The organism is Litchfieldia salsa (assembly GCF_900104555.1).
Classification (GTDB): Bacteria; Bacillota; Bacilli; order Bacillales; family Bacillaceae_L; genus Litchfieldia; species Litchfieldia salsa.
Genome location: NZ_FNJU01000005.1, coordinates 166,334 through 192,447, shown reverse-complemented (window position 1 = coordinate 192,447; position 26,114 = coordinate 166,334). Strand labels below are relative to the sequence as shown.

The 26,114-nt window shown below is 34.9% G+C and carries 24 protein-coding genes; 14 read left to right on the top strand and 10 right to left on the bottom strand.

What is annotated here, in order from left to right; translation table 11 throughout:
• The first annotated feature begins 158 nt into the window (after positions 1 to 158).
• Both BLQ56_RS12320 and BLQ56_RS12315 read left to right on the top strand, forming a co-directional pair.
• The gene (locus tag BLQ56_RS12320) at positions 159 to 860 is read left to right on the top strand and encodes a response regulator transcription factor (protein ID WP_090854522.1); all 702 of its coding nucleotides are present in this window, start codon (positions 159 to 161) and stop codon (positions 858 to 860) included.
• Positions 850 to 2,259 (top strand): sensor histidine kinase, encoded by a 1,410-nt coding sequence (locus tag BLQ56_RS12315; RefSeq protein ID WP_090854519.1) that lies wholly within the window; start codon positions 850 to 852, stop codon positions 2,257 to 2,259. Before BLQ56_RS12320 ends, BLQ56_RS12315 begins: the two co-directional genes overlap by 11 nt.
• A gap of 173 nt (positions 2,260 to 2,432) precedes the next feature.
• On the opposite strand, the gene BLQ56_RS12310 is transcribed toward BLQ56_RS12315, so the two are convergent.
• The 4 genes from BLQ56_RS12310 to BLQ56_RS23535 form a co-directional block, all read right to left on the bottom strand.
• A complete protein-coding gene (locus BLQ56_RS12310) occupies positions 2,433 to 3,134 on the bottom strand; it encodes an ABC transporter ATP-binding protein (protein WP_238457255.1) in 702 nt (233 codons plus the stop codon).
• 14 nt (positions 3,135 to 3,148) lie between these two features.
• The gene (locus BLQ56_RS12305; RefSeq protein ID WP_090854513.1) at positions 3,149 to 4,594 is read right to left on the bottom strand and encodes an ABC transporter permease; all 1,446 of its coding nucleotides are present in this window, start codon (positions 4,592 to 4,594) and stop codon (positions 3,149 to 3,151) included.
• A gap of 529 nt (positions 4,595 to 5,123) precedes the next feature.
• The gene (locus BLQ56_RS12300) at positions 5,124 to 5,288 is read right to left on the bottom strand and encodes a Fur-regulated basic protein FbpA (protein WP_139163090.1); all 165 of its coding nucleotides are present in this window, start codon (positions 5,286 to 5,288) and stop codon (positions 5,124 to 5,126) included.
• Positions 5,289 to 5,387: 99 nt separating this feature from the next.
• Complete coding sequence (locus BLQ56_RS23535) at positions 5,388 to 5,525, bottom strand: hypothetical protein (protein ID WP_175490286.1); 138 nt, start codon at positions 5,523 to 5,525, stop codon at positions 5,388 to 5,390.
• Positions 5,526 to 5,778: 253 nt separating this feature from the next.
• Here BLQ56_RS23535 and BLQ56_RS12295 point away from each other — a divergent pair, with 253 nt between their 5' ends.
• Positions 5,779 to 6,108, top strand: a complete 330-nt coding sequence (locus tag BLQ56_RS12295) for a MerR family transcriptional regulator (RefSeq protein WP_090854508.1) — start codon at positions 5,779 to 5,781, stop codon at positions 6,106 to 6,108.
• 141 nt (positions 6,109 to 6,249) lie between these two features.
• On the opposite strand, the gene BLQ56_RS12290 is transcribed toward BLQ56_RS12295, so the two are convergent.
• On the bottom strand, positions 6,250 to 6,909 hold the full coding sequence (locus BLQ56_RS12290) for an HD domain-containing protein (RefSeq protein WP_090854504.1): 660 nt from the start codon (positions 6,907 to 6,909) through the stop codon (positions 6,250 to 6,252).
• Positions 6,910 to 7,310: 401 nt separating this feature from the next.
• On the opposite strand from BLQ56_RS12290, the gene BLQ56_RS12285 reads away from it, so the two are divergent.
• Both BLQ56_RS12285 and BLQ56_RS12280 read left to right on the top strand, forming a co-directional pair.
• Entirely contained in the window at positions 7,311 to 8,066 is a 756-nt protein-coding gene (locus tag BLQ56_RS12285) for a DeoR/GlpR family DNA-binding transcription regulator (protein WP_090854501.1), read from the top strand.
• Positions 8,067 to 8,113: 47 nt separating this feature from the next.
• A complete protein-coding gene (locus BLQ56_RS12280) occupies positions 8,114 to 9,982 on the top strand; it encodes a PTS fructose transporter subunit IIABC (protein ID WP_090854498.1) in 1,869 nt (622 codons plus the stop codon).
• 319 nt (positions 9,983 to 10,301) lie between these two features.
• Here the strand turns inward: BLQ56_RS12280 and BLQ56_RS12275 are convergent, their stop codons facing one another.
• On the bottom strand, positions 10,302 to 10,484 hold the full coding sequence (locus BLQ56_RS12275) for a hypothetical protein (RefSeq protein ID WP_090854494.1): 183 nt from the start codon (positions 10,482 to 10,484) through the stop codon (positions 10,302 to 10,304).
• Positions 10,485 to 10,628: 144 nt separating this feature from the next.
• Positions 10,629 to 11,384, bottom strand: coding sequence for a gamma-glutamyl-gamma-aminobutyrate hydrolase family protein (locus tag BLQ56_RS12270; RefSeq protein WP_090854491.1), 756 nt, complete (start codon positions 11,382 to 11,384; stop codon positions 10,629 to 10,631).
• A gap of 148 nt (positions 11,385 to 11,532) precedes the next feature.
• On the opposite strand from BLQ56_RS12270, the gene thiM reads away from it, so the two are divergent.
• Entirely contained in the window at positions 11,533 to 12,339 is an 807-nt protein-coding gene (gene thiM / locus BLQ56_RS12265) for a hydroxyethylthiazole kinase (protein ID WP_090854488.1), read from the top strand.
• A 72-nt stretch (positions 12,340 to 12,411) separates the two neighbouring features.
• On the opposite strand, the gene BLQ56_RS12260 is transcribed toward thiM, so the two are convergent.
• Positions 12,412 to 14,484, bottom strand: coding sequence for a transglycosylase domain-containing protein (locus tag BLQ56_RS12260; RefSeq protein WP_090854485.1), 2,073 nt, complete (start codon positions 14,482 to 14,484; stop codon positions 12,412 to 12,414).
• A gap of 223 nt (positions 14,485 to 14,707) precedes the next feature.
• Here BLQ56_RS12260 and BLQ56_RS12255 point away from each other — a divergent pair, with 223 nt between their 5' ends.
• The 3 genes from BLQ56_RS12255 to wrbA all read left to right on the top strand — a co-directional run bounded on the left by BLQ56_RS12255 (position 14,708) and on the right by wrbA (position 18,520).
• Positions 14,708 to 16,351: an ATP-binding protein gene (locus BLQ56_RS12255; protein ID WP_175490285.1), complete on the top strand. Its 1,644-nt coding sequence runs from the start codon at positions 14,708 to 14,710 to the stop codon at positions 16,349 to 16,351.
• A gap of 188 nt (positions 16,352 to 16,539) precedes the next feature.
• On the top strand, positions 16,540 to 17,808 hold the full coding sequence (locus BLQ56_RS12250; RefSeq protein WP_090854789.1) for a SpoIID/LytB domain-containing protein: 1,269 nt from the start codon (positions 16,540 to 16,542) through the stop codon (positions 17,806 to 17,808).
• A 100-nt stretch (positions 17,809 to 17,908) separates the two neighbouring features.
• On the top strand, positions 17,909 to 18,520 hold the full coding sequence (gene wrbA / locus BLQ56_RS12245) for an NAD(P)H:quinone oxidoreductase (RefSeq protein ID WP_090854479.1): 612 nt from the start codon (positions 17,909 to 17,911) through the stop codon (positions 18,518 to 18,520).
• A 102-nt stretch (positions 18,521 to 18,622) separates the two neighbouring features.
• On the opposite strand, the gene rluF is transcribed toward wrbA, so the two are convergent.
• A complete protein-coding gene (rluF, locus tag BLQ56_RS12240) occupies positions 18,623 to 19,330 on the bottom strand; it encodes a 23S rRNA pseudouridine(2604) synthase RluF (protein WP_090854477.1) in 708 nt (235 codons plus the stop codon).
• 271 nt (positions 19,331 to 19,601) lie between these two features.
• Here rluF and BLQ56_RS12235 point away from each other — a divergent pair, with 271 nt between their 5' ends.
• Both BLQ56_RS12235 and BLQ56_RS12230 read left to right on the top strand, forming a co-directional pair.
• Positions 19,602 to 20,573, top strand: coding sequence for a ring-cleaving dioxygenase (locus tag BLQ56_RS12235; RefSeq protein WP_090854474.1), 972 nt, complete (start codon positions 19,602 to 19,604; stop codon positions 20,571 to 20,573).
• Between the two features lie 85 nt (positions 20,574 to 20,658).
• Entirely contained in the window at positions 20,659 to 20,979 is a 321-nt protein-coding gene (locus tag BLQ56_RS12230) for a 2Fe-2S iron-sulfur cluster-binding protein (RefSeq protein ID WP_090854471.1), read from the top strand.
• A gap of 56 nt (positions 20,980 to 21,035) precedes the next feature.
• On the opposite strand, the gene BLQ56_RS12225 is transcribed toward BLQ56_RS12230, so the two are convergent.
• A complete protein-coding gene (locus tag BLQ56_RS12225; protein WP_090854468.1) occupies positions 21,036 to 22,034 on the bottom strand; it encodes a hypothetical protein in 999 nt (332 codons plus the stop codon).
• A 323-nt stretch (positions 22,035 to 22,357) separates the two neighbouring features.
• Here BLQ56_RS12225 and BLQ56_RS12220 point away from each other — a divergent pair, with 323 nt between their 5' ends.
• The 3 genes from BLQ56_RS12220 (at position 22,358) to BLQ56_RS12210 (ending at position 26,094) form a co-directional block, all read left to right on the top strand.
• Positions 22,358 to 22,879, top strand: coding sequence for a type 1 glutamine amidotransferase domain-containing protein (locus BLQ56_RS12220; RefSeq protein WP_090854465.1), 522 nt, complete (start codon positions 22,358 to 22,360; stop codon positions 22,877 to 22,879).
• A gap of 293 nt (positions 22,880 to 23,172) precedes the next feature.
• Positions 23,173 to 24,645 (top strand): SulP family inorganic anion transporter, encoded by a 1,473-nt coding sequence (locus BLQ56_RS12215; RefSeq protein WP_090854463.1) that lies wholly within the window; start codon positions 23,173 to 23,175, stop codon positions 24,643 to 24,645.
• Between the two features lie 531 nt (positions 24,646 to 25,176).
• A complete protein-coding gene (locus BLQ56_RS12210) occupies positions 25,177 to 26,094 on the top strand; it encodes a hypothetical protein (RefSeq protein ID WP_090854460.1) in 918 nt (305 codons plus the stop codon).
• Positions 26,095 to 26,114: the final 20 nt, after the last annotated feature.

Below are 26,114 nucleotides of genomic sequence, written 5' to 3'. Positions count from 1 at the left end.
TTTTCTTATGTCATTATATGAACAAACTATTAACAAATCATTTCAGAACCTGTAACTTTTAAAGAATGAATAGAAAATCATTGCTTATCATTCAATTTAGATTTAATTTTGAGTAAGAGAAGTTAGACCTGATAGACAGTTAGCTAGGAGGTTAGAACATGAAAATTCTTGTTATTGAAGATAATGAAAGTGTTTGTTCAATGTTAGAAATGTTTTTTTCGAAAGAAGGTATTGACGGACAATTTATTAATGATGGAATAGAAGGATATAACACATATAAGAATGGAACCTTTGATGTAATCATTGTTGATTGGATGTTACCAGGGATGGATGGAGTCACAATTTGTAGAAAAATAAGGGCAGATAAGAGTACAGTACCTATTATAATGCTTACTGCTAAGGACAGTGAATCAGATCAAGTATTAGGGTTGGAACTGGGAGCTGATGATTATGTGACGAAACCATTTAGCCCTCTTGCTTTAATGGCTAGAATCAAAGCTGTGACAAGAAGGTACAGTCAAACAACTGAATTAAATGAAACCAATTTTCTGGAAACTCAATTTTTAAAAATAAGTAGGGAAACTAGAGAAGTATTCCTGAACAATGTACTTATTTCAAACTTAACACCAAAAGAGTTTGACTTACTTTATTATTTTGTTCAACATCCACGTCAGGTATTTTCGAGGGAGCAATTACTAGAAAGAGTCTGGGGGTATCAATTTTATGGTGATGAACGGACAGTCGATGTTCATATTAAGAGGCTACGAAAAAAAGTTGGTACTGACAACCAACCTTTCTTTCATACTGTTTGGGGTGTTGGTTATAAGTTTGATGAATCGGTGGAAGTAAATGCGAATTAGGTATTTGTATCAATTACTTGCAAGTCATATAAGTATCTTAATTGTGGCTTTTTCCATTTTAAGCATTTTATTTGCTCATTATGTTGAAACCCTTGTTTATGAAAATAAAGCTGAGGAACTAAATGCGTATGGAAAAAGCATATTAGAAGATCTTCAACTAATGCCAAATCGGCAGAGTCGAACAGCGGATCAATATAGTCAGGTATTAAGAGCTAGAAATATCCAATATTTAGTTTTTGATGAAAAACTTATTGTTAATTACCCAAATAAAGCAAAAATCCCAATGATAAGATGGACAAGTAAAGAACTAACTAAACTAAGTAAAGGTGAAACCATTGTTGTAAAAAGTGATATTGAGCGATTTGACCAAGCTGTTTCATTCGTTGCAGTACCTTATATTAATAATGGTCAATTTCTTGGTGGAGTGTTATTAACATCTCCTATAAGTGGCTCACGCGAAATGATTAGTCAGATTAATAGATATTTATTTATCACGGTGATCATTGCGCTTACTATCGCACTATTACTAAGCTGGATCCTTTCCAGGATTCATGTGAAAAGGATTCAAAAAATACGTGATGCCACATCATTGATTTCCTTAGGAGATTATAATGTGAATGTACCTTCTTCAAGCTTTGATGAAATCGGTGAACTTGCAAATGATTTCAATGATATGGTGGAGAAGCTTAATAAATCACAGAATGAAATTGAAAGTCTTGAGAACAGAAGAAGGCAATTCTTTGCAGATGTTTCCCATGAACTTCGAACACCGCTTACAACCATTAGTGGGATGATTGAAGGGCTTAGAGATAACATGATCGCTGAAAATGAAAAACAAAGAGCAATACACTTAGTAAATCGAGAAACAAAAAGACTCATTCGACTTGTGAATGAGAATTTAGATTATGAGAAAATAAGGTCAAATCAAGTGTTATTAACAAAAGAAATGATTGAGCTAGGCGAAGTTTTGGAGATTATTCAAGAACAACTTATGTTCCAAGCAGAGGAAAAGAATAACGAAATAATCGTTGAAGTACCAAAGTGTTTACAAATATACGCTGACTATGACCGACTAATTCAAATCTTAATTAACATCACTAAGAACAGCATCCAATTTACTTCTCAAGGGAAAATATGGTTAAGGGGTAAAGTTGGTTATAAAGAAACGATTATTGAAATTGAAGATACAGGGATTGGTATTGAGGCACATGAGATTGAATCCATTTGGCATCGATTTTTTAAAGCTGATATCTCTAGAACGAATAACCCGTATGGTGAATCAGGATTAGGTCTTTCAATTGTTAAGAAGTTGGTAGAGCTTCATAATGGTGAAATTCAGGTAAAAAGTGAGAAAGATGAAGGAACAAAATTTGAAATTCGATTTCCTGCAAAAAATTAACAACAGGAAGATCCATTTACAAGAACATTATAATCTCTTTTTTTAAAAAAATTAGATATTGCATGATAGCCGTATCCTTTTTATTCCAAAATACCCTCTCATTTCTAACTATCAATCCTAATAGCTATCATCTAATTTATATTTATGAAAAAAAGCTGCAAAGGCAGCTTTTTTTAACTAGAAATCATCGATGATGTTTCTTTATTGTTTATAATAGAAATTTCGCCTTTAGATAATTTTACCTTTACGTCAGAAATGCTAGCAATGCTTTGGTCATGTGTTACAACGATAATACACTTGTTTTCATTATGTGCCAAATCCTGAAAAAGGCGAATCACTTCTTTTGCTGTATCTTCATCTAAATTCCCCGTAGGTTCATCTGCAACAATTAAATCAGATTCACAGCTTAAAGCTCGAGCAATAGAAACACGTTGCTGCTGCCCGCCACTTAAAGTCAAGACCTTTTGTCGTGCTTGCTTTTCATTAATTCCAACTTTATGAAGCATTTCTATTGCGTATTGTCGTTTGTTCTTTTGAGGAGATTTAGTAATATCCATAGCTGTAATTACATTTTGTAAAGCAGACATATATGGAAGAAGATTATAAGATTGAAAGACAATCGATACATATTTATTTCTAAATTTCGATAATCCGATTTTCTTTATATCCTTTCCCTCATATAGAATAGTTCCTTCCTTGGGGAGATCTAGTGCACTTGCTAGTGCAAGAAAGGTAGTTTTACCGGAACCAGATGGACCTACGATTGTATAAAATTGACCTTTTTTAAAACTGACATTCACACCTTTTAAAATATCATGTTTTTTGTTTTCATGCTTATACCAATAATTAATTGAGTTGAATTCTAGTAATGCCACCATTTTCTCACTCCTTAATCTTGTTTAGTTAGTATTGTTTTAGGTTGTAATCGTAGCACTGATAAAGAAGGGACTAGTGTTGATATTATTGCAATTAATAGGCCTATACCTGCTAGCATTACTAAATCTTTTGATGTAACAGCTATTTGAAGCTCATCGATTGTATCAACTTGCTCTGTCGCTTGTATGCCTCTCCCCATTCCAAAGCCCATACCACGACCACCAAATGAAGCCGGTTCTGCGGATATTTCTTCAGTTTGTGTTAATTCTTGTGCTAATAACTGTTCCCCAATTTTTGATGCGACCAGGTTTCCGCTCATAGTTGCAATACCTAGAGCTAAAACAGCAACAATAATAATCTCAGTAATAAACTGACCGATTAATTTAAAACGATTTTCACCAATTGCAAGTAGTACACCCATTTCATATTTGCGTTCTCTTATTGACATCATGACAATTAAGCCTAAAATAATGGCACCTGCTATCGTTACAAGATATACGACATTTTTTGAGAATGAAGCAACATTTTGTATCGGACCAACCATTTGTTGATATAACGTATCATTTGCATCTAATTTATAAGTATCAAAGTCTATTGAGCTTTCACCCATAGCTTGGCTAACAAACTGATCGATTGTGGCTGGATCATTCATATAATAGATGGCACTATCAATCATTCCAGTATATTCTTCACCTTTCAGTGTAGCTGAAGCTGTATAAGGAACATATAGCATGTTATAAGGATTCATGAATGTAAGATTCATTCCTTGGTCTGTTGTATCTGCTGATGTGGTTTCATAGATGCCAACAATTTGAAGTTCTAATGATAAAGTTTCTTCATTTGGAGATGTGACAGTAATTGTGTCTCCGATGACTAATTCATTTTCACTTGCGAGTGAACTCTCAATCAGTGTAACATTTTGATCAACGTCTTCCTCTGTAAGATGTCTACCTTCAATTAAAATGGAAGTCCCATCGAGGAAATTATCGACAGAATCTGTAAAAGCAACCCCCTGAATGCTTACATCTACATTAAAACCAGTTCTACCACCTAAACCGTTGCCTTCATTGGTTTCATTTTCTGTTCCCTCTTCATTGGTTTCATTTTCTATTGGATCAAAATCCGTAGCTAATACATTTGTTGATGAAAAGAAATTATAGGCTTTTACTTGAGAATACGAAAGAAGTTCTCCAGCTACTTCGGCATTAATTGGTACTGCTTGGAATCTTGTTCTTTCTCCTGCAGTCTGTTGCTGTTCCCTAATCTTTTCCATATTCATTTGTAAAGTAACTTCTCCACCTAGTTTCTGTCGTGCTAGTTCACTTGAAGTATTGGCAGCCGATTGAATAGTAATTCCTGACAAAACTAAAACACAAATGACTGTAAAAATAAAAACCTGTAATAAACTCTTTCCTATACGTGATTTAACACTTAATACGGCTCTCTTAATAAAGTTCATTTTTTTCTCCTTAAGATAAGATTGGTATATCGATCGATAAGAGAAGCTTATCCTAAGTTTATGAATAAATTATGACTTAATTATTTCTTAAAGTGTAAGAAAAAAAGAAAAAATAACATAATTAATAAATAAACGATAACTAAGATGCCGGTTTTATAAGTAGATGGATTATGGTAGGGATATGAAATGGAAACGGCAAGCTAACAGAATAATTAGAAAAATGTGGGATAAAATGCATATAGAGGGAAAAAAGAGTCTGTTTAATCTTAATTATAATAATTATAATTAAGTATTGATTTTAATTTTAAAAAAGTTATAATAGTTATATAAAGTTGAGAATCAAAATATTAGGAGTTGAGCGTCTTGAAGAAAAATATATGCCCCGTTTGTCAAAAGACAATTCGTCAATTAAAGCATTCAAAGCTATGTGAATGTGGTCCTAAAATCCTTTTTATTAATAATAGAAAGAATGAGGGTCTAAAGGTGGCTTCGAAGTAAAGTCCTACTTAGACCCTTGAAGAATCATACACTAACGATTTGTCTCGAGTGAAATTTTGTTATATTCTTCAATTAATTCACTTAAAGTGAGAGATTGAAGTTGATCTTCATAATTATTGTAAGCACCGGATTCTAATAGTTTATCAATGTAATGGTTTTTCATTTTCTCCACTGCATTACGAAGGTACTTTGTCATAATAATCACCCTATTTCTGTGAAATTTCCGCATGGATGTTAAACATAGAGAATGTGCTATACTTAAAACAAAGTTAACCAGGACAGAGTTGAAATCATGTTATGAATTTTGAATGATTCTTAATACTTCCGAAGCTTTGTTTCCGAGCAAAGCAACTAACTCTTCATATAGTTCGTCTCTTAGAAGATCTAATTGAATGATTTCATTCGCAATCGATATCGCTTTTTCCTTTTTCAAGATTACCCCCCCCTTAGAACTACTAATGGTAAAACCTTGTACGGATCCTCTATTTGAAAAAACCTTTTTTTATTTGATTAAGAACTATTGTAATCACTATTTATAATCATTTCCACAATGTTGTTAGGAATACTAACACATAAATGTAAAAAAATATAAAAAATATGTAAGGAAATCTAACATAGTTTCCCACAAACCCTTTCTTTTTGTGTATATTTACTGTAGAGGTTCTTATACACAAGGGGGTTAGGCAATGTTGTCTTCTAGTGATAATTCTTATATTCATAAGAAGGTTATATCAATAGGTACGGTTTGTGAGCTAACCGGATTAAGCGAACGGCAGATTAGGTATTATGAAGAAAGAGAATTAATATTCCCTAAAAGGTCTAATAAAGGTAATCGAAAATATTCTTTTTCAGATGTAGAAGCTCTAATGGATATTGCTAATAAGATGGAAGATGGCTTACAAACATCAGATTTGAGAAAAGAAATTACGAGTAAGCGTTTAGGGGAACAGAAATCTGAATCGAAGGAACAAATGATACGTGGTCAGCTAAATGCGTATTTTAAACGAAGACAATAAAGTAAAAAAGACAACTTTTGAAAGTTGTCTTTTTTTTATTATAACAGTCATAAAGTCAATGATTTTGAATCTTATAATGCTTTTAACTAATAGTGGAACCATTGAAAACAAGTGGAAAAGGAGCTTGAGGAGAACATTATTTCATTGCCCTTCAAACGGGGATTTTTTGACCTTATCAATTGTTTCTTTTGTTACCTTTTGAACTGTGGAGCACAATGCTGTTTCTTCTTCAATAAGTTCTTTAAGGATATTATCTATAAAGTACTGTACACAATTCATTTCTTTATATTGCAGGATGGTCTCCAAAGCTTCTTGATAAATTTGAATGAAAAGAGGCTCTGGGTTTCCTTTAATAATTTCTCCAAAGGATTCGTATAAGAGGTCAATCTTATCAGCGATTGCCAGAATCTTTCCTTCTATTGTGTCATCTTTTCCTTCCCTAAATCGTTCTTCATAAACTTTTTGAAATTCTTTTGGGAATTCCCGATCTAGGAAGTCTTTAATCATAGACTCTTCGACTTGAGAAAAAAGTTCCTTCAGTTCTGGCAATGCATACTTTACTGGGGTCATGATATCTCCAGTAAATAATTCCGAGTAATCATGATTTATCGCTTTCTCATATACTACTTTCCAGTTAATGGTTGTTCCATGCATTTCCTCAACGGTTGCTAGGAATTGTGCAATTTTAGTTACTTTAAATGAATGACTTGCAACAGAATGTTCTTGGTATTTAAATTTGCCTGGACAACGAATAATCCCTTCTAAATTAGAGAGACTTTTAAAGTAAATGTGTATTCCCATCTAGAATATTCCTCCTTACATAACTTAGGTACAAATACAGTTGGAAAAGGGTATGAATTAATAACTATGAATCAACAGATCTATATAGAAGTGTTAAGTTCTGAACGGTTAAGTGGTTTGCTGAAGCCGAGGTACAATCTTAATTTTTCACCTGAGGTATTTTGAATATTATACACTTCTTTACCTTTAAAAATCAATGTTTTATTCAGAAAATTTAGAATACAATCTTATTATAATACAAAAGATGGATATTATTCATTGTATGATTGTTTTTGAAAGGAATTAGTAGAAAAAATGATTGTAATTGAAGTATTTTAATAGAAAATGATTGACTTTTGTAAGGGCTTTCGATATTATTTACTCATAGAAGCACTAATCCTAAAGTAGGAGGCGAGGGTAATATGCTAACACCTGAAAGGCATCGCATTATCTTAGATGTGTTAGCTCAAAATGAGGTAGCTAAAATCCAAGACTTTGTTGATGCAACATCTTCGTCAGAATCCACAATCAGGAGAGATTTAAGCCAGCTCGAGGAGGAAGGTAAATTAAAGCGTGTACATGGTGGGGCTTCATTATTACTTCAAAAACGGAGTGAGCCCAGTTACACAGAAAAATCAACTAAAAATCATGCAGAGAAAGAACGAATTGCTAAGTATGCAGCTAGTTTGATCCGTAACGGTGATTGTATTTATCTTGATGCAGGAACAACAACAAATAAAATGATCCCGTATATTGGTTCAATGGAAGTGACTGTTGTTACAAATGGTGTAATGTTGTTGGATGCATTGCTTGAACATAATATTGAATCTTATCTAATTGGCGGGTTAATTAAAAATAAAACAAAAGCTTTAATTGGTAGTGGAGCATTAGAGGGATTGAGAAGATATAGGTTTGATAAGTGTTTTCTCGGAATTAATGGAATTCATCCGGATTATGGTTTTACAACACCAGACCCGGAAGAAGCTGCTGTTAAAAGATTAGCACTTCAACTTTCACAAAGTCGATTTGTCCTAGCTGATGATTCAAAATTCAATGAAATTACTTTTGCGAAAATATCAGATATAGATAAGGCAATTATTATCACTAATAAAATCGAGCAAGACTTATTAATAGAATTTAAAGATAAGACGAATATTAAGGTCGTAGATACTGAATAACCGTTACATCAAGAGGGTACAGATAAATAGAAATGGAGTTGAAAAAAATGAAAATAACAGATCTTTTAAAGAGAGATACAATTCTGTTAAATCTAGAAGCTAATTCAAAGGAATCTGTAATTGATGAATTAGTAAATAAGCTAAATCAAGCAGGTAGGTTGTCGGATAAGGATAAATTTAAAGAAGCTATATTGGCTAGAGAAGCACAAAGTACAACAGGTATAGGCGAGGGGATCGCAATACCACATGCAAAAACGAGTGCAGTTCGTACACCTGCTATTTGTTTTGGTCGCTCAACCCAAGGTGTTGATTTCAATGCACTTGATGGTCAACCAAGTCACTTGTTCTTTATGATTGCTGCAAGTGAAGGTGCGAACAATACACATCTTGAAACCCTTTCACGACTTTCTTCATTTCTTATGGATACAGAGTTCCGTGCAAAGCTTTCATCTGCAACTTCAGTTGATGAGGTGTTGAGTGCCATTGATGCCAAAGAGGCAGCAGAGCAAGTAAATGAAAATATTGAGACAAAAGCATCCAAAGGCAGTTTATTAGCTGTTACAGCGTGTCCTACCGGAATTGCTCATACTTATATGGCTGCAGACGCTTTAAAAAACAAAGCGAAAGAGCTTGGCATAGAGATTAAAGTTGAAACAAATGGTTCAGGTGGAGTGAAAAACAAACTAACTTCTCAAGAAATTGAAGATGCAACTGCTATTATTGTCGCAGCAGATACCAAAGTGGATATGGATCGTTTTAAAGGAAAAGTTGTCATCGAGGTTCCGGTTGCTGCTGCTATCCGTAAACCACAAGAATTGATTGACAAGGCGATTAATAAACAAGGTCCAATTTTCCAAGGAAGTGGAACAGCACAGGGCAGCACTGAAAAAGAAGCTGGTCAAAAATCAGGATTTTATAAGCACTTGATGAATGGTGTTTCAAACATGTTACCATTTGTTGTTGGTGGTGGTATCTTAATTGCACTATCTTTCATCTTCGGTATCAAAGCATTCGATCCTGAAGATCCTTCATACCATCCAATTGCCGAAGCATTAATGACAATTGGCGGAGGCAATGCATTTGGATTAATGATTCCTGTATTAGCCGGTTTTATTGCAATGAGTATTGCAGATCGTCCAGGTTTCGCACCAGGTATGGTTGCTGGTTTTATGGCAGCAACTGGTGGAGCAGGTTTTCTTGGTGGATTAATCGCAGGTTTCTTGGCAGGTTACATTGTAGTAGGACTTAAAAAATTATTCAATGGTTTACCACAAGCATTAGAAGGAATTAAACCAGTACTACTTTATCCAGTGTTTGGTATCTTAATTTCTGGATTAATTATGATGTTCCTAGTCATTGAACCAGTTAGTGCGTTAAATACTGGTTTAAGTAATTGGCTAGAAGGTTTAGGTACAGGTAACTTAGTATTCCTTGGATTGTTGCTAGGTGGAATGATGGCTATTGATATGGGTGGCCCTATAAACAAAGCAGCATTCACTTTTGGTATTGCGATGATTGATGCTGGAAACTTAGCTCCACACGCTGCAATTATGGCTGGTGGTATGGTTCCACCTCTTGGCCTAGCATTGGCAACAACTTTATTCAAAAATAAATTTACAAAAGCTGAAAAAGAAGCTGGAAAAACAAATTATATTATGGGTGCATCGTTCATAACAGAAGGAGCAATTCCATTTGCTGCTGCAGACCCAGGTCGCGTTATTCCTTCATTAGTAGTAGGTTCAGCTATTGCAGGGGCTTTAACAATGATCTTTGGTATTGGTTTACCAGCTCCACACGGTGGTGCGTTTGTTATCCCGTTAGTAGAAGGAAGTCCACTTCTCTATCTACTTGCAATCATCATCGGATCTGTTGTAACTGCACTAATGGTTGGATTATGGAAAAAACCAGTTAAGTAATACTATTTTTAAAAAATAAAAGCTGTCTATAAGATAATAGTGACTGTAATCCTTACAGTTAATCTTATAGGCAGCTTTTTTATGTGGCTAGTTTAGATAAAATTCATGGTTCATATAATGGATTAATTCAATTGGAGGTTTGTAATAGATAAAACTAACGGTCTGATGAATGATTTAGTTCAATAGGAGGCGTCTTATAGACAAAATAGGCTAGTAAAGTGATGACTTTGTCTCTTAGCAAGTGTTTAGAGAACATGTAAAAAAGGCCAATGTGCTCATTAGCCTTTGAACTTGTTAATTTATCTTAGAGGTACTAAACCTAGAACTTTTCTAGTTTTTTTAGTAAGAGATTTGCTCTGTTGGAACCGTTTTGATTAAGTTTTGAGATAATTTTCATTCTCATCTGATCATTAAGCTTTTCATATAAGATGTAGGCTTTAAAATCATCAGAAGTAATCAACTTACGGTAGATCTTTGATGTTTCTTTATCACTGGGGTCCATAAATGTTTCCCTTTCTCCCTTCGATAAGAATTTTTATTTTTATTTTATCTAAAAATTCTGACTTTGTAAATATAAATTGGGTATTTTTAGAAAAAACATTGAACTATTAATGAAATTATACGCCATTATTGGGCGTATATTCAACTAAAAGACCTTGTAAGATTTTATGTTAGTTTTATCTGATATTATGCAACTTTGTATAAAAGTTTCAAAAAGCCTGTTCATCATACTATTTGATTTTGCCATAGATTCTGGATGCCATTGAACACCAACTGTAAAATGAGAATCATGGATATATTCAACTGCTTCAATAATTCCATCTGAAGATACAGCAGTTTGCTTTAAAGTCGGTGCTAAACGATCAATTGCTTGATGATGAAGACTATTTACTCTTACAGTTGTATGACCCAGCATTTGATAAAGCTTACTATCTAAAGATACTTTAACGAAATGGGAATCTTTATTTCGTTGTATTGTTTGCGAATGCTTAATTGGTGCCTCACATTGAGTAGGGATATCTTGTATTAGTGTTCCACCTAATGCAACATTTAGAATTTGCACACCTCTACAAATAGCCAATAATGGAATATTATGCTCTAAGGCGTAGTGAACAAGTGCTATTTCGCTTAAGTCTCGTTCTGGAATTGTCTGACCTATATTAGGATGCGGATCTTGTTGATAAAATTGGGGATCCACGTCCTCTCCACCACTTAAGATAATGCCATCACATAGTGCTACACTCTCAATTGCTAGTTGTGGGTCAATATAAGGAAGAATGATCGGAAGTCCTCCATTTGCTGCAACTGTATTGTGATAGTCGTGATGTACGTAGACACCCTCCATGTGAAAATTATGATTTACATAAGCGCCAGTAATTCCAATGATTGGTTTTCTATTCATTCAAACATCACCCCTTAAATGAGACTTGTTCAATATACTATGGATTTATTATAGTCACTTATATGACCATGTCAATTAGTAAATTCCATACTAGCTAGAAAGGTTGTATAATGGTAGAGTGATAAAAAATGAAATGAGGTAAGATAATATGAATAAGGATTTTATAATTAATTCATTTGAAACACTAAGAAGTGAGACACCACTTGTACATAACATCACTAATGTAGTTGTTACAAATTTCACAGCAAATGGACTATTAGCATTAGGTGCATCTCCTGTCATGGCAAATGCGATTGAAGAAGTAGCTGATATGGCAAAAATCGCGGGTGCATTAGTTTTAAATATAGGTACTTTAACAGCAGATAGTGTTGAAGCAATGATAGTAGCAGGTAAAACTGCTAATCAATTTAATAAACCAGTTATTTTCGATCCTGTAGGGGCAGGGGCAACTCCATATAGAACAGAGACGGCAAGACGGATTTTGGCTGAAGTGAATGTATCTGTTCTAAGAGGAAATGCAGCTGAGATTGCAAATGTTATTGGTGAAGAATGGTCTATAAAAGGTGTAGATGCAGGTGAGGGAGCGGGAGATGTTGTAAGTCTTGCTCAAAAAGCTGCTCAAATGTTGAATACTGTTGTTGTAATCACAGGGAAACAGGATATAATTGCGAATGGAAAAGAAACATTTATCGTTGAGAACGGTCATCCTATTTTAACAAAAGTAACTGGAACTGGTTGTTTGCTTACCTCTGTAATTGGTGCATTCACAGCAGTTGAAGATAACTTAATGGAAGCTACTACTGCGGCATTGGTTTGCTATGGTGTAGCTGCAGAAATCGCTGCAGAAATAAAAGGGCAAGAGGGACCAGGTAGCTTTCAAATTGAATTTCTAAATCAGCTACATCATCTTTCATCAGAAAAGATTCAATTACTTGCAAAAGTTAAAATTCAATAAAATAAACAGAGGATGTTCATCAATTAACAATGGACATCCTCTGTTAGTATCATTTGGTAAAAGAAGTCATCTCTAAAACTCCTTAAGTATTTCTGAGATTTTTTCATTAATAGACTTTACATCTTCTTTCGCCTGTTCTAGTACTTGTTTCCATTTGGATCCTTCTTCTTTAAGCTTTTGTTCTATTTTTTCGGCTTTTTCTATGATTTCCTCGGTATTAACCTTTTGTTGTTCCTTGCCTGCCAACCTTGAATTAACAGAAACCACTTCGAACTCCCTACTGTCAACATATTGTGTAGCTTTCTCAAAAATATCTCGAAAAAGAGGAACTACAGTTTCAGAACTGCTACCTTTCAAATAATGCTCACGATCAGTGTGATCATATCCTAGCCAAACCGCCCCAACTAAGGTTGGTGTATAGCCAACAAACCATTGATCCTTTGTGCCATTAATCTCCGGAAATGGTACTTGTGTGGACCCTGTTTTTCCTGCGATTTGGACTCCCTTGATGCTTGCAGCTGATCCAGTACCTGATTCAACTACATTTAATAGCATTGAGGTCATTTGGTTTGCAACCTTTTTTGAAGTTACCTTAACTGTTTTAGGTACGTGTTCGACAATGATATTACCTGTTGGACCAACAATTTTCGTAATTAAATGTCCATCTTGTCGCTTTCCTCCATTTGGAAAGGTTGAATAGCTTTCAGCTAATTGTAAGGGTGAAATTCCATTGTGCATTCCACCAAGAGCAATGGCTAAATGTTCATCCTCCTGAGTGTAATTGATTCCAAACCTCTTTAGTGAGTTTAAACCCTTTTTTAATCCAATCTCATCTAGCAATCTTACTGCAGGAAGGTTCAATGAATCTTGAACTGCTTCATACATGGGTACTTCACCACGGTACGTTTTAGTTGCATTTTTAGGTGTATATTCGTCAAAAGTTTTTGGTTCATCCATTAGAATGGAAGTACTTTCATAACCAGCCTCTAATGCTGGAGTATAAACTGTAATAGGTTTCAATGTAGAACCCGGTTGTGTTTTCATATGTGTGGCTCTGTTAAAACCACGGAAAACATATTCTCCACGCCCACCAATAAGCCCTCTTACTCCCCCGTTAGAAGGGTCGAGCAATACTGCTCCACTTTGTATAAGTACACCATTTGCTCCTCTTGGGAAATTTGAATCATTTGTATAGATTGTTTCAAGACTATGCTGGATATTTTGATCCATTTCCGTATAAATCCGATAACCCCTGGTCAGAATTTCATCTTGAGTCAAACCGTATTTTTGAACTGCTTCATCAAGTACAGCATCTACATAATACGGAAAGTTTCTTTCAATAAAGTTGCCACCACCATCTTCAAGTACAATTTGTTCTGAAAGAGAAATTTTATATTCTTCTTCATTGATTGCCCCAATTTCAAGCATTTTTGACAGAACAATATCACGCCTCTTCATCGCACCTTCATAGTTTTTATAAGGGTCTAGCGCAGAAGGAGCTTGTAATAATCCAGCTAGTAGAGCAGCTTCACTAATAGTGATTTGTGACACATCTTTATTGAAGTATTTTTTAGTTGCATGGTTAATTCCCCAAGCTCCACTACCGAAATAGACCTGATTCATATACATTTGTAAGATGTCATCTTTTGAATAGTTCTTCTCAATTTCAACAGCAAGAAATAATTCTTCTATCTTTCTTTTATATGTTTTTTCAGGTGATAATAACGCATTTTTCGTAAGTTGTTGGGTAATGGTACTTCCACCACCTGTAATTCTCCCTGTGAATAGGTTCTTAAAAAAGGCTCTAGCAATTCCTTTTACATCAAAACCATTGTGAGCATAAAATCGTTGATCCTCAATTGCGATAATTGCATCTGTGACATGGTCAGGTAATTGTTCAATTGTAACTCCTTGTGTGCGGTTTGTTGAAAGTGATGTTGCTACATCTCCATCCTTATCATAAATAACTGTTGCTTGATTGATGCCATCCTTTAGTGATTGGATATTGGCAGTGCTTGCTAAGTATGCAAAAAATAATAAGGCTATTAAGATAACTACAGAAAAAAGTAGAAGCAAAATTTTTGATAGGTGCTTTTCTTTCCAAAAGCGTAAAACTGCATCTTTCAGGGACTTCAAATATTTCATAGTAGCTCCTATTCATTCTAGATTTTACTTAGTAGATAACATCAGTAGATTACTATATTTTTACCATGAAATTATAAAAAGTTCTATCTTTAATTTTCCTTATTTATGAGAAATCATTATTAAATGAATGATTTTGAAACTTTATCATTTATAATAGAAAGTATATATTGAGTCAACTATGATTGTTTGTTCTACTTATTTAAAGGAGGGGGTTAGCTTGTTTATGAAAAATTTCGATGTTCTAAAATTAGGTACAGATCAATTCTATCAATATTCAAAGGATTCGTACCAAGCTAACGATCAACTTACTCTCACATTAACAAAATTAATAAATTTAGCAAAAATGCAATTAAATATAGAGAAAGCACTTATTTACTTGTTTAAGGAAGAGTGGGTGTTAGAATCAAAGGGTGAGAAGGATGGAGCACCTATCTTTAATCAGGAACTTAGGAATCTTTGCCTATCTGTAAAAAATAATCATGAAATGATCGTTATCAATGAATCGAATGATTTTAAGATAGAGCCGCAGCGCCTTGGTAGATTAATAGGACATCCACTCTTTTTAGCAGTACTTCCTATAATAATAAATGAACATTGTGTTGGAACTCTTTCTCTTATTAATTATGCTTCAACCCAATATGGGGATTCGGAAAAAATAGTAATGGAAGACTATGTTTATCTTATAAGCAATCAATTAATAATGGTTCAGATGGAACAACAGCATAGAAAGAATACACAGGCCTTAATAGAAAGTGAAGAATTATTTCGCCAAATGGCGGAAAACATTCAAGAAGCGCTCTGGATTTATGACTTTCAGCAAAAAAAAATATTATATATTAGTCCAGCCTGGGAAGATATTTGGGGAAGACCGATTGGGGATTATTATGAGAACCCTTGGTTGTGGGATGAATCAATTCATCCAGAGGATAAGGGAATTACAAAGCTTGTGCAAAATATTAAAGGAAATACTGTGGTTGAATATAGAATCCAACAACCAGACGGTTCGGTTAAGTGGATTAAGGACCGAATGGTACCTATCTATAATAGTGAAGGACAACTTTGTAAATTAACAGGAATTGCCGAAGAAATTACAGAGGCTAAGATTAACGAAGATTTATTAAGAAAGTTTGATAAATTAACAGCAGTTGGTCAACTAGCAGCTAGCTTTGCTCATGAAATAAGAAATCCATTAACTAGTATTAAAGGCTTTATACAAATACAAAAAGAAGCGATTGAGCCATACTTTAACCTGATTGATTCAGAATTTAAGCAAATTGAGTGTATAATAAATGAGTTTTTATTTCTTGCAAAACCTAACCAAGAAGATTTATTCCAAACACAGGATCTTATTGAGATTCTAAATGAGGTATTATCTTTTTTGAAAATTAAGATGATGTTCTCTAATGTGAAGGTAGTTATTGATTTTCCATATGATACTCTTTGTATTTGGTGTGAAAGAAGTCAACTAAAACAAGTGTTCATTAATGTGCTTAATAATTCAATTGAAGCGATGGAAAAGGGGGGAAACATTGAGATAAAAATTCGTAAGACTAGTGATTCTCATTATACAATTGAAATTATTGATGAAGGAATTGGGATTTCTAATGATCGAATAGAACGCCTAGGTGAACCTTTTTATTCAAATAAAGAAAAAGGTTCAGGGTTGGGGTTGATGGTTTCCTATAAAATAATTGAAAACCATTGCGGAAGTATAAAAATAAAGAGTGAAGTGAATAAAGGTACCTCGGTGTTGTTTACATTACCGTTTAAAGGATCCTGTTCAACGGAAGATGAAAGACAAAATGTGGATGAACAGGTGGAAAAAGTCTTTCATAAGGTGGATGAAAGACAAAATACAGCTGAGTAAGTGGAAAAAGTCTTTCATAAGGTGGATGAAAGACAAAATACAGCTGAGTAAGTGGAAAAAGTCTTTCATAAGGTGGATGAAAGACAAAATTTAGCTGAGTAAGTGGAAAAAGTCTTTCATTAAGCCAACTACTTAATAATACAGTTGGTTTTATTATATTATCATTTCATGTTGAGCAAACTATGCATATGAGATATTTAATTGCATTATTTAGTTTATTAATCATTTTGTCAGTGCCATATGAAGCCCAAGCCGAAGAAATGGTAACTGTAAAACTAGTTAAGGATATAGGAAATACAAGTGAGGTCAAAATCAAGCTACATGGAGACTATTTAACTCTTGATCCAAGCATACAATTAAAAGAAGGAGTGACATATAAATTAAGGGTGAAAAGAAGTGGCAGCTTCTATTTAATAAGTAATAGTGATGAGCAAAAGATTGATGGGGCATTTATGCTAATACCATCAATATATGATACTAATCATTATATAGAGATAAATGGTCAACCCCACTTAGGGGTAATTGAATTTACCGAAGAGAAGCAAAAATATATTCGCCCTGTTAATCAGCTTCCACTTGAAGACTATTTAAAAGGTGTTGTTCCTTTTGAAGTTTTCCCTTCTTGGAATCTTGAGACATTAAAAGCACAGGCACTTGCTGCAAGAACTTATGCTTTTACACAAAAAGAAAAAGAGATGAACGATACAATTCAATATCAAGTATATGGGGGATTCACCTGGAATCCAGAAACAACTAAAGCTGTAGAAGAGACAAAGGGAGAGATCATTACGCATAATGGAACTCCTATTACTGCGTTTTATTCTGCCAGCAATGGTGGGATGACGGAAAATAATTCAAATGTATGGGGTGGGGATTCAATTTCTATCTATCCAATTAAAGAGGATAAATATGATCCCATTCATCCATGGGAATTTAGCTTTCACCGAGAACAGTTAGCGATTGAAAACATTGATTGGGATCAATCAGATGCATGGGATAGTCTCACTGAGATGGATGAGAGAATAGCTACAAATATGAAAAAATCACTTAGACAAAAAGGCTATCTAGGAGAAATTAAAATTTTGTCTATACCAGAGTTTGAAATCTCTAAAAAAAGAAATGAGTCTGGAAGAACCGAAGAAGGTTCAATGACTGTTTCATTTCTTCACCAACTATTTGATGGTACTATTATGTACGAACAGCTTGAGCTGAAGAATACAAATATTAATAAAATTCGTCCACTAATCGGGGGAGATGTATTTAGAAGTTATTTGATTGATTCCCTAACCTACAATGAGGATCTTTATACCATGAATGGAAGAGGATATGGACATGGTGTTGGGATGAGTCAATGGGGGGCGAGTATTATGGGGGACCAAGGAAAGAACTATAAAGAAATTCTTCAGTTTTACTTTCCACAAACCGAAATTACTAACATGAGTAAGATAAGCAAGTAGGATTATGAGAAAAAAGATTGCGCGCAGCAATCTTTTTTTGTTTCAAGAATAAATAGGCAGGGTAAATTGTAAGTGTATTTAGGGAAAGGAGTAGCTAATCATGACAAATGTAAAATTAGCTGTTATTTATTACAGTTCTACAGGAACCAATTATCAATTATCAAAATGGGCTGAAGAAGGTGCCAAAGAGATTGGGGCAGAAGTAAAGGTCTTGAAGGTACCAGAACTCGCTCCCCAAGCTGCCATTGATTCTAATCCAGCATGGAAGGCACACGTTGAAGCAACACAAAACGTACCAGAAGTGAGTCTCGAAGACCTAGAGTGGGCGGACGGAATTGTTTTTAGTGTACCAACACGTTTTGGTAATATGCCAGCGCAAATGAAGCAATTTTTAGATACGACAGGTGGGTTGTGGTCTAATGGAAAGCTAGTTAATAAGGTTGTAAGTGCAATGAGCTCTGCTAGTAACCCTCATGGTGGCCAAGAGGCAACACTATTGTCACTCTATAACACGTTTTATCATTGGGGTTCAATTATTGCTCCTCCCGGTTATACTGACCCGGTTACGTATTCTGCAGGTGGGAACCCATACGGTACAAGTGTAACTGTTAGTCAAGAAGGCGAAATGGTTGAAGATGTTAAAGCTGCTGTTAAACATCAAGCAAAACGCACAGTAACCATCGCTGAATATATAAAGAATGGGAGTAAGTAATTGGTTTAAAGTTAAGGCTGTTTTCTCAAAGTTTGTTGTTCTAGATAAAAAAACTTTAAAAGCAACAAAGCTTACGAAAACAGCCTCTAAAAAACTTTAATACTAATTTCGATTAGGCTCATAATTTAAACTTCTAAAAAGTTGCTTTAACTCAGCCTCTGTTAAGTCTCTCCATTTTCCGGTTTGAAGAGAATCCAAGTGAATATTCATGATTCGAATGCGTTGTAGTTTGCGGACATTATAACCTAATTCAGAGCACATCCGTCGTATTTGCCTATTCAAACCTTGAGTTAAAATAATTCGAAACACATATCTTGACTCTTTATGAACCTTACAAGGAAGAGTAACTTGGTCGAGAATTTCAACACCTTCTGACATTCTCTTTAAAAAGTGAGGTGTGATGGGCTTGTCCACTGTTACTTTATATTCCTTTTCGTGCTTTCCTTCTGAACGGAGAACCGGATTCACAATGTCTCCATCATTTGTTAATAAAATTAGTCCGTCAGAATCTTTGTCAAGTCGCCCAATCGGAAATATCCGAAGTGGATGATTAACAAAGTCAACAATATTTCCTTGAATATGACGCTCTGTAGTGGAAGTGATACCTACAGGTTTGTTTAAAGCAATATAGACTAGATTTGGTTTTGACTTAATTGGTTTCCCATCGACTCTAACATCATCATCAGGTTCGGCTTGACTTCCAGGTTCTGCAAGTATGCCGTTAATCGTGACCCTTTTCGCAGCGACCCATTTATCGGCCTCTCGTCTGGAACAGATTCCTGTTTCACTAATAAATTTATTTATCCTCAATAAAAACACCACCTGAGTAGTTGGATTTTCCTCATATGCGTGGAAGTACTTGAAAATTATACCTTAAAGTATAATGAAAATACAGTTATCACATACACTCATTATTTAAACCAATCCATAATTTCATTTTATTGACAAAAGAATTCCTATCTTTTACTATTATCTTGAATTCGAGATATTTTTTATCATTTACAGCTTTACGACGACTGAAATTGAAAATCTAGATAATTTCAGGGTAGACTAAGAAAATACGAAAAAAAGGATGGTAGATATGAAATTATTGGGTTTACATCATGTTTCAATATTAACTGGAAATGCAGAGAAAAACTTTGAATTTTATACAAAAGTACTAGGTATGAGGCTAGTTAAGAAAACCGTAAATCAGGATAATACAAGCTCTTATCACCTATTTTATGGAGATGCAGAAGGAAACCCGGGTTCTGAAATTACTTTCTTTGATATGCCAAGCCTAGGAAGGACTTACCCTGGTGTTAGAAGTATTTCTTCAACATCTCTGAGAGTAAAAAGTACAGACTCGCTTCACTATTGGGTTGAGCGCTTGGAACGATTGAACATTGCTCATGAGGACATTATGAAAAGAGCGAATCGAGACACATTAGCTTTCCGAGATTACGATGGTACGAATGTGATCCTTGTTGCCGATAATGGAGAAGAAGGTGTAGCTGCAGGAGTACCTTGGGACAAGACAGATATACCAGTAGAACATGCAATCATTGGTTTAGGGCCAGTTATGTTAACTGTCACGGCTGCAGAACCAACAATTAAAGTATTAACTGATGTGATGGGCTTTAGGCATGTTGGATCATATCCATCACTAGCCGGTGACTTTCCGGCTATTGAAGTGTTTGCAACAGGTGAAGGTGGAGCAGGGGCAGAAGTGCACCTCGAAACAAGACCAGACCTTCCAAAAGAAAGACCAGGGAGAGGCAGTATCCATCATGTTGCATTTCGAATTCCAAACGAAGAAGAATTTAAATACTGGACAAAGCGAATTCAAGAAAGTGGATTAATGAATTCTGGAGAGGTAGAGAGGTATTATTTCAAAGCATTATACTTTAGAGAACCTAACCATATTTTGTTTGAATTATCGACAGATACACCAGGTTTTGCTGCAGATGAACCATTGGAAAGCTTAGGAGAAAGACTTGCTCTTCCGCCATTCCTTGAACCAAAGCGGGAGCAAATTGAAGCACAACTCCGCCCCTTGGATTTGGAGCTGTAACAATTTTGAACGTTTGTGATTATAACATAAAGGGTATGGCAATAATTAAGTAATCGATTCATAGTAAAGAGGAGGTTTTGTACGGATGCCAACAGTTACTGTTTTAGGGGAGAAATCATTTGAAGTAGAAAAGGGGACGAAGTTAGTTCTTGCTTTAGAAGACCACGGTATAAGTGTCCTTCATCGATGTGGTGGTAAAGCAAAGTGTACTTCCTGTAGAGTAGAAGTGCTTGAGGGTGATTTCGAAGATCTAAGCAATATTGAAAAAAATGCATTTGCTCAAAAAGGAATTGAAGATAATCTTCGCTTGTCATGTCAAGTTCGGGTTGAAGGCGATGTAACAGTTCGGCCAATCATGACAGTAGAAAGCTCTGGTTTAGATGCTGGTCCAAGACCTGAGGAATAGGTAGAAAAAAAGTCAGATCACAGAGTAAAAACCTGAGATCTGACTATCCTTGTTTGTTAATCTGTTAATACAATATATTCAAGGTTTGTTTGGAAACCTATAGATGTATTTAAATCAACGATTTCTAAATTGATTTCTGCTTTTGACATAGAGAGGATCATCTCTGGTATTGGAAAGTTAATTACATCTTGTGTGTGCTCATCAGTTATTATTAAAAACTCATGATATTGTTTATTATTTTTATTAAAAGATGTGACATTAAGTCTGTATGCCACATTCGCTTTCTGGCTGATTTTATAAGAAATAACATTCTCTTTGTATTTAATGAATTCCGGGAGACTAAGCAATCGGTCTTCATCCACAGCAATTCCAGTTTGCTCCTCTAAATAGCGATGAAGTTCAGTATTATCCAATACATTTGCTACTTCCTGATTGTCATGGATTGTCTTCCGGTAAAAGGCTTCGTTTGTAAAAACGTCCTCTATTTTGACAGGTTTAGTTGCCCCATATAATAATACATAATCATCTGCAATGATTTCCTGTGGATACCACATATGATGGGAAGTGGAATAATTCCAGAAAGCGTCCCAGCGTACAGGCTCTCCCTGTAATCCTCTTAGTTTTGCCCATGTGGAGTTTGGGAGATGATGTTCTTTAAGATAATGATAAGTAAAATGATGCCCATATTCATGTGATAGAGTTCCAGCCAACTCAGAGGCTTCTAGAGATGTATCAGCATGGTAAAGGGTAATGGTATTTGTAAGTGAGTGATATTGGCCTCTTGTTCGTAAATCAGAGAATTTAGGTTCACCTATAACACGTACTTCTTGCAAAAGAAATATCTCTTCACCATGTTTATTTTTAATCAGTTCATGGTAAAGTTGCTCAAGTTTTTGTTCATTCCAATTCTCTGTATAGCTGAGGAACATAATGTTTTCAGGTGATTTAAACTTTGCATAATAGGTTGAATCATATGCTGGAGAATCCAAACTTAATAAAATGGGGAGAGATAATAGAATGACTAGAATCGATGAAACCTTTCTTTTGATACTCATATTCTCACATCCTTACAGATATTCTATCATGAGTATAATGAAAGATAATTAGTATCCTATTTCCATAGAATATGTAAAATAAAAAAGATGCCTCTTAAAAAGAGACATCTTGCGTATTGAGGCGTTAGACTGCACTCCACATAGCGCATTGCCAAAGGCGTGTCTAGCGACTTACACAATTCAGCTCATCGCTTAATTAATATACCATGATAATGTTTTTTTCACAAGTGGGAAAATAAGCTATTTATCAAAGTCTCGGATATTTGCAATTAAGCAATTCTTCATACAAAATATAAGGAAGAGAAAAGATAGGAGGATGAATCTTGCAACTACAAAATAAAAAAATTATTCAACTTGTTAGTGATGACTTTGAAGATTTAGAACTTTGGTATCCAGTATTACGTCTGAGAGAAGAAGGCGCAACAGTACATATTGTTGGTGAGAAAAAGGGAGAGCAGTACATAGGAAAATATGGTGTTCCTATTGTTTCAGATCTATCTTTCCAAGAGATAGAACCAAACGATTATGATGCGATTTTGGTTCCGGGTGGTTGGTCCCCTGACAAATTAAGAAGGTATGAAGAAGTATTGCATATGGTAAAAACCATGGATGACCAACAGAAACCAGTGGGGCAAATCTGTCATGCAGGCTGGGTACTCATCTCAGCTAAAATTCTTGAAGGGAAAAAGGTAACAAGTACACCAGGAATTAAAGATGATATGACTAATGCTGGTGCAATCTGGTTGGATGAAGCTGTCGTGGTTGATGGTCACCTTATATCAAGTCGTCGCCCACCTGATTTACCGGACTATATGAGAGAGTTTATTAAGGTATTATCAAAATAGAGTAGAGTATTAGCGCTAAAAACCCTATTTAAGTAGGAGTTTTTAGCGTTTTTTATTTAAATAGTAGAATTGAATATATAATATGAATAATCTTTATTTTATTATCATGCATTTTATTAAACTTTATATGAAAACAGAAGAAATACATAGTATTTCTAAGAAATCATAATTTAACAACGCTTACATCGCTGTTTTAATAAACTCATTGTTGTGATAAGATTCATTATGTTAAAAACGGACCCGACTTTCATGAGAGTTGAAAGTCATCATAAAACATAAGGAGAGATGACATTTTGAATCTACAGACAATTAAACAAGAGTGGTTTGGCAATATCAGGGGGGATATTCTTGCTGGGATTGTTGTTGCACTTGCGCTAATTCCTGAGGCAATTGCATTTTCAATCATAGCTGGAGTTGATCCAATGGTTGGTCTTTATGCTGCGTTCTGTATTGCAGTTGTGATTGCATTTGTAGGTGGTAGACCTGCAATGATTTCGGGAGCAACAGGAGCAATGGCGTTGCTCATGACAACCTTGGTTGCCAACCATGGACTACAATACTTATTTGCAGCGACTATTTTGACAGGAGTGCTACAAATTATCTTTGGTGTGTTTAAATTAGCCCGTTATATGAAGTTCATTCCTAGAACAGTTATGGTTGGTTTTGTTAATGCGCTAGCCATCTTGATTTTCAGTGCACAGCTTCCACACTTTATAGGAGAGTCTTGGCAAATGTATGCAATGGTTGCTGGAGCTTTAGCGATTATTTATATCTTACCTAGATTCACTAAAATCATTCCATCTCCACTAGTAGCGATTATCGTGATTTCAATCATTGCAATTTATACTGGTAGTGATGTTCGTACTGTTGGAGATATGGGAGAATTAACTCAAGCATTACCGTTTTTTGCAATCCCAACAGTGCCTTTAAATTTTGAAACATTGGCAATCATCTTCCCATATGCACTCTCATTAGCATTAGTTGGGTTGTTAGAGTCATTGCTTACTGCATCGATTGTTGATGATATGACAAATACAGGTAGTGATAAAAATAAAGAAAGTCGTGGACAAGGAATTGCAAATATTGTGACTGGTTTCTTTGGAGGAATGGCAGGTTGTGCGATGATCGGGCAAGCTGTAATTAACGTGAAATCCGGAGCGAGAGGTCGACTTTCTTCATTAGTAGCTGGTGTATTCTTAATGTTCTTGATTTTGGTATTAGGAAATATAGTTGTTCAGATTCCAATGGCAGCATTAGTTGGAGTCATGATTATGGTTTCAATTGGTACTTTTGATTGGGCTTCTCTAAAACTAGTGGTGAAAGCACCTCTTACAGATTCAATTGTAATGGTTGTTACTGTATTAACAGTTGTATTGACTCATGATTTATCAAAAGGGGTTTTTGCTGGTATTATTTTAAGTGCAATATTCTTTGTTGCCAAAATATCCAAAGTTTCCGTAACAAGTGTATTAGATTCAGCTTCTGAAAAACGTCTATATAGTGTAAAAGGTCAAGTGTTTTTTGCTTCTGTAACTGATTTAGTTAACAGTTTTGATTTTACAGAGAATACTAGAAAAGTAGAAATTGATTTTACACAAGCACATGTTTGGGATGATTCAGCTGTTGCAGCCATTGATAAAATTGTCATTAAGTTCCGTGAACATAATACAGATGTAACAATTCTTGGTTTAAACGAACCGAGTTCTACATTAGTAGAGCGTTTAGCGGTTTATGATAAACCTGGAGCAAAACTATCTGGTCATTAAAATAATAAAGATATAACAAAGTGTCTGACAAATTCTAGAAATAGAAAAGGTCAGACACTTTTTTTTTATAAGATAAGAAAGTATAGAATTTTCATACTTAGTTTTAGTGTCTAGCTCCAGGCGCCATCGGCTCGGGGTCATAAGCCAATCCGTCTAGAAGGTTAAAAAACAACCTTCAAGCCGGCTCGTCTTATGCCTGTCGCCGATAAACGGGCGCCTTGCGCTTTTCTTAGGTTGTTTTCTCAAAGTTTGTTGTTTTAGACCCAAAATAAAAACGGTACTACAAGCAGGCTGAATACACGTAGACTCCTGCGGGATCACTGGTCACCCGCCGGACGCGGAGTGTATTCAGCCTGCGGCTTTCATAACTCACATATCTATACAAAAACAGCCTTCTTATAAAAAGATATAATTAATAGTTAATAGATTAATTGTCTATTATTGTCAAATTTTTCTTTAAATATAGTGAAATAATGTTAAAATAAGCCATATACATATTAGATGACAAGCATATTGAATGGAGGAAATCAAATGAATACACAGTTTACGAGTCCAAAGGGCTTTGGAGAAATTTTGGACCAAACATTTAGGTTGAGTAAAAATAAGTTTAAGGACTTTTTTTTGATTGCGTTAATCTTTGGAGGTCCAATCTACATCATACAAGCAATTATTCAACTTTCATCTGGCATAAACTTCTTTAGGGAAGTTGGCGAAGGAGATGCATGGTTTGAACAGATATTAGCAAGCTTTAAAGATCCTACATATACAGAAACTCCTACTAATTTAGGTCAGGATATCAGCTTATTAATAGTAGGATTATTAAGTGTGTTGTTATTACCTATAGCTCAAGCAGCCATTATGTTTGCAATAAATCATATTAGAAAAAATGAAGACTATACAATTGGCCAAGTTATAAAAGAAGCATTTGGAAGATTTTGGCCGATTATCGGAAGTAGTATCTTGTTTGGTCTCATTGTTTTTGGTCTCGTTATTGTTCCAATTATTGCAATCGTCATGATTGGTTTTGTAGTATCAGCAGTCAATCCTTTACTTGCTATCGGGTTAGGGATTCTAATCTTTCTTGGAGCTGCGGTTGGAATCGGATTACTACTTACTCGCTGGAGTTTTTATTTTGGATCAGTTGTATTTGACAAACAGTCCCCTGGTTTTGCCCGCAGTTGGAGATTATCAACAGGTAGAACCTGGAAATTGATGGGGCTCTATATTATCTTTTATATGATTATCAGTAGTATTAGTTTTGCAGTGGAAACATCATTAGGACTTGCTCTTGGGAACAGTGTCTTATTAATGTTAATTGTTAATATCGTTTCATTAGTAACAATGATGATATTATCAGTAGGTTATACAATTATGTATCTAGATTTAAAAACAAGACATGAAGCAGATGACTTGAAGGATTTGATTGAAGACTACAATATTGAGAAATAACCTTGTCTTGGGTGAAAGTT